Annotated in this window: 9 protein-coding genes; 4 read left to right on the top strand and 5 right to left on the bottom strand. The window is 62.8% G+C overall.

Going from position 1 to position 13,551, the window contains the following annotated elements; all coding sequences use genetic code 11:
- Positions 1-36: 36 nt before the first annotated feature.
- Positions 37-693, top strand: a complete 657-nt coding sequence (locus HHL26_RS03440) for a lasso peptide biosynthesis B2 protein (protein ID WP_169575850.1) — start codon at positions 37-39, stop codon at positions 691-693.
- Positions 693-2,444 carry an asparagine synthetase B family protein gene (locus tag HHL26_RS03435; RefSeq protein ID WP_169575849.1) on the top strand — a complete coding sequence of 584 codons (1,752 nt, stop codon included), beginning with the start codon at positions 693-695 and terminating at the stop codon, positions 2,442-2,444. The genes HHL26_RS03440 and HHL26_RS03435 overlap by 1 nt, the downstream gene beginning before the upstream one ends.
- Here HHL26_RS03435 and HHL26_RS03430 read toward each other — a convergent pair.
- The 4 genes from HHL26_RS03430 to HHL26_RS03415 all read right to left on the bottom strand — a co-directional run bounded on the left by HHL26_RS03430 (position 2,441) and on the right by HHL26_RS03415 (position 8,775).
- Positions 2,441-4,546 (bottom strand): Atxe2 family lasso peptide isopeptidase, encoded by a 2,106-nt coding sequence (locus HHL26_RS03430; RefSeq protein WP_240962327.1) that lies wholly within the window; start codon positions 4,544-4,546, stop codon positions 2,441-2,443. The two genes, HHL26_RS03435 and HHL26_RS03430, sit on opposite strands and share 4 nt — an antisense overlap.
- A 5-nt stretch (positions 4,547-4,551) precedes the next feature.
- On the bottom strand, positions 4,552-7,116 hold the full coding sequence (locus HHL26_RS03425) for a TonB-dependent receptor (RefSeq protein ID WP_169575847.1): 2,565 nt from the start codon (positions 7,114-7,116) through the stop codon (positions 4,552-4,554).
- Between the two features lie 95 nt (positions 7,117-7,211).
- Positions 7,212-8,204 carry a FecR domain-containing protein gene (locus HHL26_RS03420; RefSeq protein WP_169575846.1) on the bottom strand — a complete coding sequence of 331 codons (993 nt, stop codon included), beginning with the start codon at positions 8,202-8,204 and terminating at the stop codon, positions 7,212-7,214.
- The gene (locus HHL26_RS03415) at positions 8,197-8,775 is read right to left on the bottom strand and encodes a sigma-70 family RNA polymerase sigma factor (RefSeq protein ID WP_206377348.1); all 579 of its coding nucleotides are present in this window, start codon (positions 8,773-8,775) and stop codon (positions 8,197-8,199) included. Before HHL26_RS03415 ends, HHL26_RS03420 begins: the two co-directional genes overlap by 8 nt.
- Positions 8,776-9,941: 1,166 nt before the next feature.
- Between HHL26_RS03415 and HHL26_RS03410 the strand changes: the two genes are divergently transcribed.
- Positions 9,942-10,979, top strand: a complete 1,038-nt coding sequence (locus HHL26_RS03410) for a site-specific integrase (protein WP_169575844.1) — start codon at positions 9,942-9,944, stop codon at positions 10,977-10,979.
- 261 nt (positions 10,980-11,240) lie between these two features.
- Here HHL26_RS03410 and HHL26_RS03405 read toward each other — a convergent pair whose 3' ends face one another.
- Positions 11,241-12,110, bottom strand: coding sequence for a class I mannose-6-phosphate isomerase (locus HHL26_RS03405; RefSeq protein WP_169575843.1), 870 nt, complete (start codon positions 12,108-12,110; stop codon positions 11,241-11,243).
- Positions 12,111-12,444: 334 nt separating this feature from the next.
- Here HHL26_RS03405 and HHL26_RS03400 point away from each other — a divergent pair, with 334 nt between their 5' ends.
- Positions 12,445-13,527, top strand: a complete 1,083-nt coding sequence (locus HHL26_RS03400) for a mannose-1-phosphate guanylyltransferase/mannose-6-phosphate isomerase (protein ID WP_169575842.1) — start codon at positions 12,445-12,447, stop codon at positions 13,525-13,527.
- Positions 13,528-13,551 lie beyond the last annotated feature (24 nt).

Raw genomic sequence — 13,551 nt, 5'->3', positions numbered from 1 at the left:
TCACAGCTGCGCGCCATCCTCTGTTCGAGACACAGCATGACCGGCTTTACATTGCGCGATGGTCTGAGCTTCTGCCGCACCGAGGGGCACACCATCTTTCTGGATCTCCATGCCGATCGCTATTTCGGTCTGCGGCCAGCTCTGGACGAGGCGTTCGGGGCCCTGATCACCGCCGACCACATCGATGACCGGCAGTGCGACGCCTTGCTGGAAGCGGGCATCATCATCCGGTCGCCGGTCGGTATCAGGCCCGCTCCCTGCCCGCGCTCGCATCCGTCCGAGGTCAGGCTCCCCATTGCGAAACCGCGCCTGTCACCAGCCTATGTCGCAAGCGCCCTGACCCGCCGGCTCTGGTGGCGCGCGAGACTGAGACAATTGCCCTTCTCGCGGAACATCCGATCGATCGAACGGCGAAAGCTTGGCGTGGCGCCACGGACGGCCCCGACCGACCGGCTTGCCCATATTGATCAGGCCTATCGCCGGGCCGCCATGATCGTCTCCGCCCGTGACCAGTGCCTCCCCACCGCGCTGTCGCTCGCGTCATGGCTGATCGCGCTCGGCATCCGGCCGGATCTCGTCCTCGGCGTCAAGCTCAACCCCTTCCAGGCCCATAGCTGGGTCGAGGTCGACGGCATGGTCGTCGCCGATGATCCCGATCAGGTCCGTCTTTTCTGCCCCATCAGGATCATCTGATGGAAAGCTTTGTCGCCATACTTGCGCCGACGCCGGAACGCAGCCCCATCGCGCCAGCGATCCGGAGTGCAATTTCCCGCACCGACGGCCTGTCGGTCATGATCGACCGGGACGATATGCTGGTCGCAGGCGGCGACGGACAAATCCGGCATCTGGGCGATGATATCGGCATGGTCATCGGCCCCATTTTCGCGACCGGCAAGAGCGATCCGGCGACCCTGCCGTCGGCTTTCACGCTCGTCGGCGAGCCGTTGGAACTCCATCGCTTCAGCCAGGACCATTGGGGCAATTTCGTCGCGATCCTGCGTGATCATGCGGGAGGCTTTCATGTCCTGCGCCCAGCCTTCGGGCGGCTGCCCTGCTTCCATGCGATGCAGGGCGATCAGCTGATCCTTGCGTCCGACATGGCCCTGCTGTCGCTTGCCGGGTGGACGTCCCATGGGGTCGAATGGTCCGCCATTCTACGCCGCCTGACGCTCAGGGATATCCCCACGTCCTCCACCTGCCTGACAGGGGTGCAGGAATTGCGGGGCGGCTCCCGTCTCCACTTTGACGCCAAAGGGCTCAGCGTCACCCAGACATGGAACCCTTGGGATTGGGCCGGGAGGCGCCACTGGATCAATGACCGGAACGAGGCCGCGCGCCTGATCCGGCGCGCGGTATCGACCGCGACGCGTGCCAGCATCACAGGGACGCAGCGCGCCCTGCTCATGCTGTCGGGCGGGATAGACTCCTCCATACTGGCCGCCGCGCTCGGCACCCATGGCTGCCCCTTTACCTGTTTCAATCTCGCCAGCCTCGGCGCTATCGGCGATGAACGCCATTATGCCCGGAGGGTCGCATCCCATCTGGGCGTGCCGATCGTCGAAGCGCAATGGGACATCGGCATGGTCGACATCAGCCGTTCCCATGCCCAGGATCAACCCAATCCCCTCGCCCGCAGCTTCATGCAGGGCACCTCCCATCTGCTCCAAGAGGCGGTCGGGGCAAGCGGAGCCGATCTCACCATCGATGGCGGCGGCGGGGACAATGTCTTCTTTTCCTTGCGGTCCATTGCGCCGGTGACCGACGCTTTCCTGCGCGGACGGAGCCTGGGTGAAGGCTCGTCTGCCGCCAGGTCGATCGCGGCCTTAGCGGATGTGAGCGCGCTTACCGTGCTTGGCCGGGCAGCATCACGCGCGTTCCGCCAGTCGCCGGCCTATCGCTGGCGGCCCGTGACCCAATTTCTGTCCCCGCAGCTCATGAGCGACGCAGCTCTTTTGCCGCGCCATCCATGGCTGGAGCCGCCACGCGGTAGCGAAACAGGGACGGCCGCCCATATCGCGCTCATCACCGCCGCCCAGGGCTGGGCCGAGGGCAATGATATCGGGAGCCCGGTGCGCCATGTGACGCCGCTCACCACCCAACCCGTCGTTGAAGCATGCCTGCGGATACCGAGCTGGTGGTGGTTCAGGCGAGGCCAGAACCGGATCGTGGCGCGCGACGCCTTTCGCGACCGCTTGCCGACAGCCGTCGTCGACCGCAGGACGAAGGGCACGCCCGACAGCTATATCGCGGAAATCTTCACCGCGAACCGCCCCGTCATCCGCGCCATGCTGCTTGACGGGCATTTGCGCAGTGCCGGGCTGCTTGACCTTCCCCTGCTCGAACATGCCCTGGACGGCGAGGGTTACGTCCAGGGCACGGCCTATCACCGCATCATGCATCTTGCGGATGTCGAGGCATGGGTGGCGGGGCAGAGGCAGGGCTAGGGAGGAAAGGGCTGTTTTTGGCGCAGCCTGTCCCAGATCGCATATTGCTCCGCCTTGCGCGGATCGGAATCCCTCTTGCCCTGAAGCCAATAGAGGAACCAGTCGACATTGCGTTCGTAGATCGCCAGCCGGTGCCGCGGCTGCCATTTATTATGATATTCATCGGGAAAGACATACATGTCGACCGGCTTTCCCTGTTCGCGCAGGGCAGCGAAGACGTCGATCGCGGTCAGATATTCGCGATCCGCCAGCTGCATGAGCAACGGCGTGTCGATCGACGCGGCATTGCGGATCATCGAACCGGGCTCCCAATATTGCCGGTCGTCCGACGTCGCTGGCGGAAAACCCTGCGCCCGCATCTTCCGGGCAAAGGCCGGACCGATGGTGGCGTTCACGGTCCAGGGTTCAAGACAGCAGGTACTGATCGCGGCCGCGGCAAAGCGGCGGCTGTTGACGAGGGCGAAGCCGACCGTGCTCGATCCATCGCTCAAACCGGTGATGCCGATGCGATCGGGATCGGCAATCCCCATGTCGATGACGCGCTGCACCCCGATCATGACCGAGGACTGCATGCTGCGCCTCTCTCCCCAGTCCCGGTCATTTTCAGCCAGAAGCTTTTGCCAGTCCTTGTTGAGCGGGTTGATCGCGCCGACATGGGGCGGGCGGTCCAGGCTGAGAACAGCAAAGCCTTTCGCGGCAAACAGATGGATCGGATATTCATTGCCGGTCGCGCCACGGAGAAATCCGTTGCTGCGATAGGTTGTCACAATCATGGGCAGCCTTTCTCGTCCATCATAATCGGGAGGCAGGACGAGATCGCCAGCTACTTCCAGGCCCCGATCATTTCGCCATTCGAGCCGCTCGACCCTGCCGAAGCGGACGGATCTATATTCCGGATTGGGATCGTAGAGCAGATCGGTGCGCCCATCGCCCGGATCGATCCGCACGATCCGGGGCGGCACGCTCGCGGTCTGACGCAAGCAGACAAGGCCCCCGTCTGCGAACTTACAACCGCTGATGACATCGCTCGTGACGAATATTCTCCGTGGCGGGCCGGAGTCAGGCCGCCAGCGATAGAGCGCCGTCGACCGGTCATTCCAGCCCTCGCGGCGCAGGAAGAGCAGGGGACCACCATGGGGCATCCACCAAAGCCCGGCAAACTTGCCGCTACAGGCTCCACCCGGACAGGGGATTTTCACGCCAGCCGCAGAGGACATGGCCAGCGCCCATGGGCTGGCCGGATTGGCGGTGACATGCTCCGTCTGGACAAAGCGCCCATCATCAGCCCTCGCCGAAAGCGGAAGAACGTCATAGCCGATCGGATCGGGGCCCAGCAGCGTCCGGTCACCTTCTTCGCCGGGCCGGGCCTCTCCTCCACCCGGATCGACGCGAAACGGGGACAGGGGTGTCGTGGCGACCGGCATGGGCTTGTCGCCCATCATCGGCACATAGCGATCATCATAGCGAAAGCCGGTTACGGCCTCGCGCGCCAATGCGGTCCGCTCCGCCAGCTGTCCTGTCCGGCTTGCATAGAGGAGCGTCCCGCCATCGGGCCCCCAGGCAAATTGCTCGACATCGACGGGAGAATGGGTGACGGCCCGGGCGGGGCCGCCATCGGCACGTACCGTCCAGAGCTGGGTGACACCCTTGTCCCGCCGCAGGAAGGCGATCCACCGGCCATCGGGCGACCAGGAAGGCGCGAGCAGGATCGGAAATCCCGTCGGCAGGATCACCCCGCGATAATCGCCGGTCCCACCGATGAATTCGCCACCCTGATCGAGAAGCCGCGGCTTGGCCGATGGCTTCACATCCATCACGGCAAGACCGATACAATAGCTATTGGTCGAAGCATCCGCGCGGATCAGGATGAAGGCCAGCTGTCCGCCGTCCGGGGAAAGTCCGAGCGGGCTCTGGTTCCCAAGCAGGGCCCCATCGCCCCGCCCGATATCGCGCACACCAAGCAGATCCAGCGCCGTGATGGCGCGTCGCTTCATCATGGGCGCGGGGACCGGCAGCAGGTCGCTGCAACCCGCCATCGCCGTGGAAGGCAAGGCGAGAAGCGCGACGCCCGCGGCCAGCAACGCGATCGATGTCCTGCCCATGACGCTCACCATTTCTTGACCAGTTCGAGCGCGATGAAGCGGCCGACCGCTGAATAGTTGGTCGAGTCATAGGGTGTGTCATAATAGAGGCTGGTCGCGACAACCGAAGGCAAGGCATTGAGAATATTCTGGACCGAGAGGCTAAGCTCGACGCCGCGCAACCACCCCCCTTCCTCGCCAAAGCGGTAACGGGCGCTGATGTCGGCCGTCGTCATGCCGTCAATATGCAGTGCGGGCGTCGAGCGCACATCCTTGACGCCTCCGATCCTGCTGAGCGTCGCCGCAGTGCTGAAAGCGCCATTGCTCCAGCTGATCATGCCCCTGCCGCGCCAGTGCGGCGGGTTGAACAATCGTCCCGCCAGTTGCTCGACCGGACCGTTCGCCTGAAGCTGCTGCTCGCTGTCGAGATAGGTGAGATTGGCGGACATCTCGATCTTTCCATTGGCCAGATCGGTCTTGTAGCCAAGCTGGGCATCGATACCCCGGATCGTCTGGCGACCGGCATTGATATTGGCGCGATTGATGATCGCGGCGACATTTGCCGGATCATAGGGCGCGCCTGCCCCGTTGAGAAACTGGCTCGCATGGGCGATCGCCGCTGCAAGCTGCGCTGCCGTCGGCGCATAGCTGATCTGGTTGGAGTAGATGGGATTGACGAGGGCGAGCGCTGCCGTCGGGATCGGGTTTACGATGCGATCGACATAGCGGGTGTGGAAATAGCTCAGTTCAAGCGAGGCGCCCGGAATGCCGGACGGATGCAGGGCCATGGTGGCCGACCAGCTGCGTGCCTTTTCCGGTTTGAGGTCGCTATTGCCCCCGGCGATCAGCAAGGCCGTGGTTCCTGCGGGATAGCCCTTCCCCCCGAAGGTCGTGATCGGATAGAGAATGGCCTGTTCGATCGAATAAAGCTGGATGAAGCTTGGCGCCCGGAAGGATCGTCCCCAGCTCGCCTTGATGTCGAGAAAATCGGCCGGTGCGTAGATCATCCCGAATTTGGGCGTCACGACGTCGGCAAGGCCGCGATAATGCTCATAGCGAAGCGCGGCGCTGAGACTGAGGCTGCGCATCAGCGGCAAGGCCTGTGCTGGTCCCACCAGCGGGAAGCTGGCCTCGCCAAAGGCATAGACGCTGTCCTGCGACGGCCTGGCATTGTTGATATTGCCCACGCCCCGGAAGATTGCGAAGTCATTCGCCCGGATGCCGGCACCCAGGGCCAGCTTGGCGTCCCCGCCCGCCAAGGCGAACAAGGGGCCGTCGCCCGCGATCTCGCCGGACATCGTCCGGTTATTATAGCGACCGAAGGCCCGGCTCGAAAATAGGTCGTTGATGAAGGTGTCGCCCTGAAAATAGGTGCGCCCCTTGCCGAAACTGCCCGACAGGCTGACCTCCCACTGCCCGAGCGAGAGGCGCGCGGCGCCTGAAAAAGCCAGCGTATAGCTGTCAAAGCTCTGGGTGATCCGGCTGACCGAAAGATTGGCGGCGGTGCTTGTGGGATAGGAAAATTCGCCGGTCCGCTCGTTGTAGAGACCGTCCAGTTCGATGGTCAGATTGTCGCTGATGTCCTGATGAATGCTGCCCGCGACCGCATGCCGGCGACTGGCCGGCAGCAAGGTCAGGTCCGGCCTGATCCGGCCATATTTGCGCTGGTTCGTCATGAGGGCGGTGTTCCGGCCATATTCATAGGTGAGGAAGCCCCCGCCGCCGTTCCAGCGACTGCCCGCCAGCACACCATATTGCTGCTGAAAATTGCCGCCATCGGGCGATCCGCCGATGCGGGCGCGGGTTTCAACGCCATCATAGTCGCGCCTGAGGATCACGTTGACGACGCCGCCGACCGCGTCCGATCCGTAAATGGCCGAAGCGCCGTCCGCCACCACCTCGATCCGGTCGACAGCGGCAAGCGGGATCGCGGATATATCGACACCTTGCCGGGCCGAGTCATAGGGCACGCGGCGACCGTTGAGCACGGTGAGCGTCGCATCGCTGCCCAGGCCGCGCAGATTGACCGACGACCCGCCGCCGACATTGCCGCCGGTGCTCGAGGGCACGTTGAAGCCGACGCCAGGATTCTGCCCGCCCCCAAAGCTTTGCGGCAGACTGCGAGCGACCTCGCCCAGGTCGGCGAGACCGGTATCCCTTATGGCCCGGTTGTCGAGAACCATGACAGGCGACGGGATCGGCGCACCGCGAATGCGGCTGCCGGTGACCACGATGCCAACCGCCCCATCCCTCTCCTGCTGGGACAGTTTCTCCTTTCGGATGACGATGCTGCCGTCGAACCGGGTCCAGGAAAGGCCGGTGTCGGCGAGCAGTCGATCGAGCGCATCTTCGACCGTGTATACGCCATGGACCGCCGGGCCGTTGATTCCCGCGACAAGGTCGGCATCGACAATGATCGTCTGCCCTGAGCGCAGGGCCAGTTCACGAATCGATGCGCCGAGCGGCTGGGCTGGCAGCGCGATCGCCAATTCGGCGGATGGCTGGGCGAGCACGATCGGCGCGCTGGCTACCAACATGGCGGCAGCGATGCTGCCGGACAGATAATATGCGGTGACTGAAAACCGAGACATTGGACCTTCTCCCCCATGCCGCCATTCAAGCGGGACAGTGGGAAGACGCCGGTTCGCCAAATCACCCGACAGATTTTTTACAGGGCCATGTTCACCTATTCCGCCGGGCCCACCAGTAGGATCGTGCTGCTGTCGGGCCGCTCGACCTTCAGATGGAAGCTTGTCGCAACAGCGCGGGCGAAGGCTTCCGGATCGCGGACCCGGAAGCCGCCCGTCACACGCACCTGTGGGACGAAGGGTTCCGCCAGACGGACCTGCACCTCATTATAGCGGTTGATTGCCGCCACCGCCTCGGCAAGCGGCGTCGCTTCGAGCGCCAGCATGCCCGACACCCAGCGCGCCTCAGCCGGGGAAGCCGCCCGGTCCGCCATTAGTGCATCCAGCGTCACGGTCTTGCCCGGAGGAAGAGTTCTTGTTTGATCGGATGCCGCATCCGAAGCGGGCAGGTCTACCGATCCATCCAGGACGGTCACCACCGGTTTCGGGCCAATCACGCTCACATCGAAAATTGTGCCGTGAGCTACGATCTCACCGCCGGCCACAACCACACGGAACGAGCGCTTCCGCTCCGCCGCGACACGAAACCGCGCCCGCCCCCGCTCGAGATCGAGTCGCCGATCGCCGCCCGAAAATTGCGCGCGAAGGCGCGTGGCCGTGTCGAGGATAACAGTCGATCCGTCCGAAAGCCTGACGGTGCGGATCTCGCCAACCCCCGTCTCATAGATCGCGGCCTGCGCCGCCGTGGATATGGCCAATGGGCCACCAGGCCGGACAAGACTGACCGTCACCACACCAAGCAGTGCCGCCGCGCCAAGAGCGGCGGCAGCGATATGTGTCTTTTGCCGCATCCAGAAGGGCGCGCGACCAAGCGATCGGGTCTGCCCGACAGGACGTTCGCCCAGAAGCGTTCCAAGCTGCCAGTCGCGCTTGATCCGGTCATAGGCTAGGCGATGCCGCGGATCGGCATCGAGCCAGACCGCGAACGCATGCTGCGCTGCCGGATCGGAATGTCCGGCGAGACGCGCCAGCCAATTTTCGGCAGCTTCACGGATGGATTGGGGAATCGGCATCCCCTCAGGCTCAGTCATGCGCCCGCAAATGCCGCCCAAGCTGTTTGATCGCCCTGCTCATCTGCTTCTCAACCCCTCGCACGCTCAAACCGGTCCGCTCCGCAATCTCGGCATAGCTATAGCCATCGAGACGGCAAGCGAGGAATATTTCGCGGGTCAGCGGCTTCAATCCCAGCACAGCCTCTTCAATGCGGGCCAGTCGATCGCGGGCCTCCAGTGCGGCCACGGGATCACCACTCGAAAGGGACAGATCCTCGATCGGAACATGATGATGCTCACAACTGCGCTCCGCTGCCCTGACCTCATCGCGCATCACATTGCGCGCAGCCTGGCGAAGATAGGCCCCCGGCGCCTGGATCGGCGGCGCATCATTATCCGACCTTCCGGCCATGCGGCTGAAAACCTGCTGTATGACATCTTCCGCCTTGTCGTGCCCCGTCCATCGCGAGAGGAAACGCAGCAGCAAGGGCCGCTCTAACCGATACAGGCTCGCCAGCGGGTCTGGCGAGCAGGCGGCACGATCATGCCCCGGCGGTAGGGGATCGCCCTCGGCCAGGGGCAGGCGCTCTATTTCCGAAGCGGACCGCATCACGGCCTGCTCTTGGCATTTAACCTGGCTTCCGATCCCATCCGCCGCTCCCTCGCGATTGACGAGGGTGCGCCGGCATAAGCCGGGCGTTGAGCCGCGCTTGAGAACGCGTGCCGATGCCTTTGGCCACGAATGGCTTGGACATAACATCGACCACCCGGCCGCATCCGCGACAAGTCAATTCTTCCCAAGCGAGGGGCTCAAACCTCGGCGCCTCCCAACGGAAACGCCCTGTCACATTATCGTAATGTCAAGTCAGCGCAATAGATTAGAGAAAGATCGAAATCAGCTCCGTTCCACCTTGTCCACGTCGACCATGGTTAAGATAGGCACATCTGGCACTCTCCTGATTGATGCGCCAGGACCGACCGGTTGTCCACGTGTAGCATCGACCGGGCGGCAGCGGTGCCGCTATCGGCGGCATGTGAGTCCAATCTGGGCCGATCTGGGCCGGTCTGGGCCATTCCCTTAGAGGCTGCCGACAAGCGATAATCATGCATGGCAATGGATCGCTTCGGCATCCCCCGGCGCGGGACAGGGCGGTGCTGGGACGGATGGCCGTCGCCATTGCCAGGAACCAGGTCAGAAAGGCTGCCCGGCCGCAAACGCCAAGTTCTTTGCTTCGTTGGCCGACGAAATTGCTTGCCGGTTCGCTGGCCATGCTGCGCTGGCCACCGACCACGCCACAACCTGAAAGCTGAGGAGTTTGCAATGAATCGCCAACATCGACCGTTCAAAAACAGGGAGTTTCCGAACCCCAATGTGCTCGGGCCGATCGCCTTGCGGGCACCCAGCCGGATGCCCGCGCCGCGCGCTGAACGGCGTGGCGCTCCAGGAAGCCATCGGTAGCGCTATAAAGGCTGCGGCAACTAAGGGGGCATCCACATGTCGACAAGAAGTCGCCCAACGAAGGCACCTGGCCAAGCCGACGCGACCACGCTGCATGAGACATCTATAGCTGGTAAAACGCCGACGGCATCATCTGAACGTCGGGCAGCCACCCTCCTGACCCCGCGTGACATCCTGTCGCGGCTGAATATCGACAGCACCGATCCCGCGAAATGGATGCGCCGGACCTTCGTGAAACATGAGGTCCCTTACATCCATGCGTGCGGAAAGATGCGCGCGACAGAGGCACAATATCAGCTGTTGTTGGAGAAGATCACATGCTTTCCTTCCGTACCCGAGGGAAAAACCGCATTTACCATATCAGGGGAACGATCGCGCTCGGCGACAAGCGGATCGACGTCAAAGAGTTCAGTTCAGGAACGAGTGACCGCGATGCTGCGTCGCACCTGATGGCGGAACACGAGACGAAGCTGCGCCATCGGCTGATGTTCGGGCCGGCAGCCCTCGCCGCGCAAGGCAGAATAGCCGACGCGTTTGAAAGCTACCTAACCAAGGCGAAGCCGCCTTGCGCGTCTGACGTCCTGCGCATCGGCAAGCTTAATGGCCTGATCGGAGACTTCAGCCTGCGCGAGCCCAAACAAGCCTGGGAGCATTTTCGCCGCGCCTATCTGACCGGTCACGATCCCGCGGGTCAGGATCGCTATCGCGCCGTGTTCCAGGCCGCGATCAACGTTCATCACGAGGTGCACGACCTTCCACCCCTGCGGATCAAGGCTATCCCGTTCAACAATGAGCGAGTGCGCTTCCTCAGCAAGGAAGACCGCGACCGGCTGATCGCAGCCTATTCGCCTCACATCCAGCCGATCATCACCATGCTCGCCTTCCATGGTCCGCGCATCCAGACTGCATTGCAGTTGCAGTGGGGCGTCGAGGGCGTCGATATGCACGAGGGATCGATCCGGCTCAATCACACAAAGAATGCGATCATCCGGTCCGTTCCGATGCATCCCCGCGTGATGGACGTGCTGCGCCCGATCTGGGAGAAGCAGGGGCGGCCCACAAAGGAGCATGTTTTCCTCAACCGGTTCGGTAAACCCTATCAAGACACCCGCAAGGCGAAGATCCCCGGCGGCAACCCGATCAAGAATCAGCATGCCACCGCCTGCCAACGCGCAGGGATCGAGGATTTCACCGTCCATGACTGGCGCCATCACTGGGCGTCTCACTGCGTCATGGCGGGGATCGACCTCATCACCATCATGAACATGGGCGGCTGGAAATCGCTGCGGATGGTCCAACGATATTCCAGCGTCAGCGTGGACCATATGCGGGAGTCGATCAATAGACTGAGCTGAGGAGGGTTGTCTGATCCAGGGCGAGCTTGGGGCAGATCGCGCGGTCTGCTGCCTCTTCCGCGTGACGCGATTACGCGCCCCAATAATAGCGCAAGGCGGTATGATCCGCGGCTTTGAAGATGGATTGTGTCTACAGGTCGATCCGATCGCATCTGACCTTGGTTTCGCAGACCGTCCCTCGTCGGCCAATCCAGACGATCAACTCGATCAACAGCGTCGCCAACCTTGGGCAGGGCGTGATCACTGCTTCGATCGATCTGGTCACACGGAACGACAGATCGCTCTGCGAGGCAGAGATGGAATGCCAATCTGTTGTGCGCCAGACGACAGAGGTTGAGCGATAAGGGCGCTCATCTGTTCCGCAACCTCGACACTGGCCTTCCCTTCTATCAGCCAGCATTCGCCGGGCCGCCAGCGTTCGCCATCAAGCGTTCCGGAACCGGCCAGTGGGATGAACCATGACAGTTCGCCCTCGACCTCACGGCGAGTGTGCGCCTGTCCTTGAACCATATCGAGAGTGAAAGGAGCGCCAGAGCCAATCAGCCGCTTTTCAGCTGTCACCGGTATGATGCGATCGGGCATGGAATAAGGCTCGGCCACGCTTACCGCTACGCCCTCCTCGAGATGCAGTCCGCGCGGGCGTCCGTAATCATAGAGCCGATAGGTCACGTCATTATTCTGCTGAATTTCTACCAGCGTCACGCCCCCGCCGATGGCGTGCACCGTGCCAGCAGGAATATAATAGAAGCTGCCGGGCTGTACGGCTTTCCATTCCATTAGCGATTCAATGGTGCCGTCGAGAGCCGCAGCGCGCAGTTCCTCCGACGTCAGTTCCAGAGACATGCCGATGCCGAGCCGTGCGTCGGGCGCCGCGTCGAGCACATACCAGCATTCGGACTTTCCGCCGGCCAGCCCATATTGCCGGGCCTGTTCGTCATTGGGATGGACCTGGACCGAGAGTTTTTCGCTCGTGAAAATATATTTGACCAAAAGGGGCAGGTCGATCCCATGGTCGGGCGAAAACCAGACCTCTCCAATGCGGCTGCCGTCACCGGCGGCGACATGAGAGGGAATGTCCGTACGGCCCCAAGGCTTTTCGACAGTATGGGCAACAAGGTGATGTATCGGCATATGCCCCTTAGTCCATTTCCGTTAGAAGGCGTTCTTTTACCTATCTTTTTCTTTAGGCATAGCACCTTTATTCACCCAATATGGCGCGGGATCAAAAGTCCGATGCCAGGAGTACTAAAAACTTGGATTTGCATGTCCTACTTGCCGGCGTTCAGCCTCAGCCATGTTCAAACAGATCCGAAACGAAATGAAATATCGCGCCGTAGCCGGACATCGCCCATTTGGAAATCACTTGGCAAGCCGGGCCTTTCCGCGCATGAAGCCCCCAGTTGGGGGTCTGTTCACGCTGTCGGATCAGGCTCTGACCATTTGTCTTTCCTAGATGATGTGAGCAATGACCAAGAGCCTCCCCCAAATCGTGCCGGTAATTCTGTCAGGTGGTTCGGGCACGCGGCTCTGGCCCGTTTCAAGACCGGAACGACCCAAGCAGCTGCTGCCGCTGACCGCCGACGAGACCATGCTGCAACTGACCGTCAAGCGGGTCGACGGCTTGAGCGCCGTGTCGGTCGGCCGCCCGATCGTGGTGGCCAATGCCGCCCATGCCGACATCATCGATGCCCAGATCGGCCTGGCCGGGGTCGAGGATTATCTCGTCCTGCTCGAGCCCTTCGGCCGCAATACAGCGCCCGCCATCGCGCTGGCGGCGCTGGAGGCGCAGGCGAGCGATGCAATGCTCGTCATGCCGAGCGATCACACCATTGCCGACCTGCCCGCTTTCCATGCGGCCATCGCCCGCGCCCTGCCGCTGGTGGCGGAAGGCTGGCTCGTCACCTTCGGCATCACGCCCGATGCCCCGGAAACCGGCTATGGCTATATCAAGATGGGCGAAACCTGCGGCGACATGATCCATGAGGTCGTCCGCTTCGTCGAAAAGCCCGATGCGAAGCGTGCCGCGGACATGCTGGCCGAGGGCAATCATGCCTGGAACGCGGGCATCTTCATGTTCCGCGCCGACGCCTATCTGGCGGCGCTGGAACGCCATCAGCCCGCCATGCACGCGGCCGTCAGGGCGTCGCTCGACGGGGCCGAGCGCAAGGGCCATCACGTCGCCCCCGACCCGCAGGCCTTCGCCGCCTGCCCTTCGGACTCCGTCGATTATGCGATCATGGAACGGGAGGCGCAGGTGGCCTGCGTGCCCGTCAATATGGGCTGGTCCGATGTCGGCAGCTGGGATTCCCTGCACAGCGTCAGCGCGAGGGACGAGGGCAATAACGCCGTCCGGGGCGAAGCGCTGCTGCTGGGGGCGCAGAATTGCCTCGTCAACAGCGACGGCCCGCGCGTCACGCTGGTCGATGTCGAGGATCTGATCGTCGTCGTTTCGCAGGGCGAGGTCATGATCCTGCGCCGGGGCGAATCTCAAAAGGTCCGCAAGGTGACCGAAGCGCTCAAGGCTTCCGCGCCCGCCACCGTCGCCTGAACGCCCCTTTCCGCAGGTTCCTTG

It is taken from the genome of Sphingobium sp. TB-6, assembly GCF_012927365.1.
In the GTDB taxonomy this organism is placed as follows: Bacteria; Pseudomonadota; Alphaproteobacteria; order Sphingomonadales; family Sphingomonadaceae; genus Sphingobium.
The sequence above is the reverse complement of the archived record's forward strand: the minus strand, read 5'-3'. Positions and strand labels throughout refer to the sequence as shown.

Excerpts from the sequence above, each read along its gene's own strand:
- HHL26_RS03400 (WP_169575842.1), top strand. The coding sequence starts at position 12,445 with ATGACCAAGAGCCTCCCCCAAATCGTGCCGGTAATTCTGTCAGGTGGT.
- HHL26_RS03440 (WP_169575850.1), top strand. The coding sequence starts at position 37 with ATGACCGGCTTTACATTGCGCGATGGTCTGAGCTTCTGCCGCACCGAG.
- HHL26_RS03415 (WP_206377348.1), bottom strand. The coding sequence starts at position 8,775 with ATGCGGTCCGCTTCGGAAATAGAGCGCCTGCCCCTGGCCGAGGGCGAT.
- HHL26_RS03410 (WP_169575844.1), top strand. The coding sequence starts at position 9,942 with ATGCTTTCCTTCCGTACCCGAGGGAAAAACCGCATTTACCATATCAGG.
- HHL26_RS03425 (WP_169575847.1), bottom strand. The coding sequence starts at position 7,116 with ATGTCTCGGTTTTCAGTCACCGCATATTATCTGTCCGGCAGCATCGCT.
- HHL26_RS03435 (WP_169575849.1), top strand. The coding sequence starts at position 693 with ATGGAAAGCTTTGTCGCCATACTTGCGCCGACGCCGGAACGCAGCCCC.
- HHL26_RS03420 (WP_169575846.1), bottom strand. The coding sequence starts at position 8,204 with ATGACTGAGCCTGAGGGGATGCCGATTCCCCAATCCATCCGTGAAGCT.
- HHL26_RS03430 (WP_240962327.1), bottom strand. The coding sequence starts at position 4,546 with ATGGGCAGGACATCGATCGCGTTGCTGGCCGCGGGCGTCGCGCTTCTC.
- HHL26_RS03405 (WP_169575843.1), bottom strand. The coding sequence starts at position 12,110 with ATGCCGATACATCACCTTGTTGCCCATACTGTCGAAAAGCCTTGGGGC.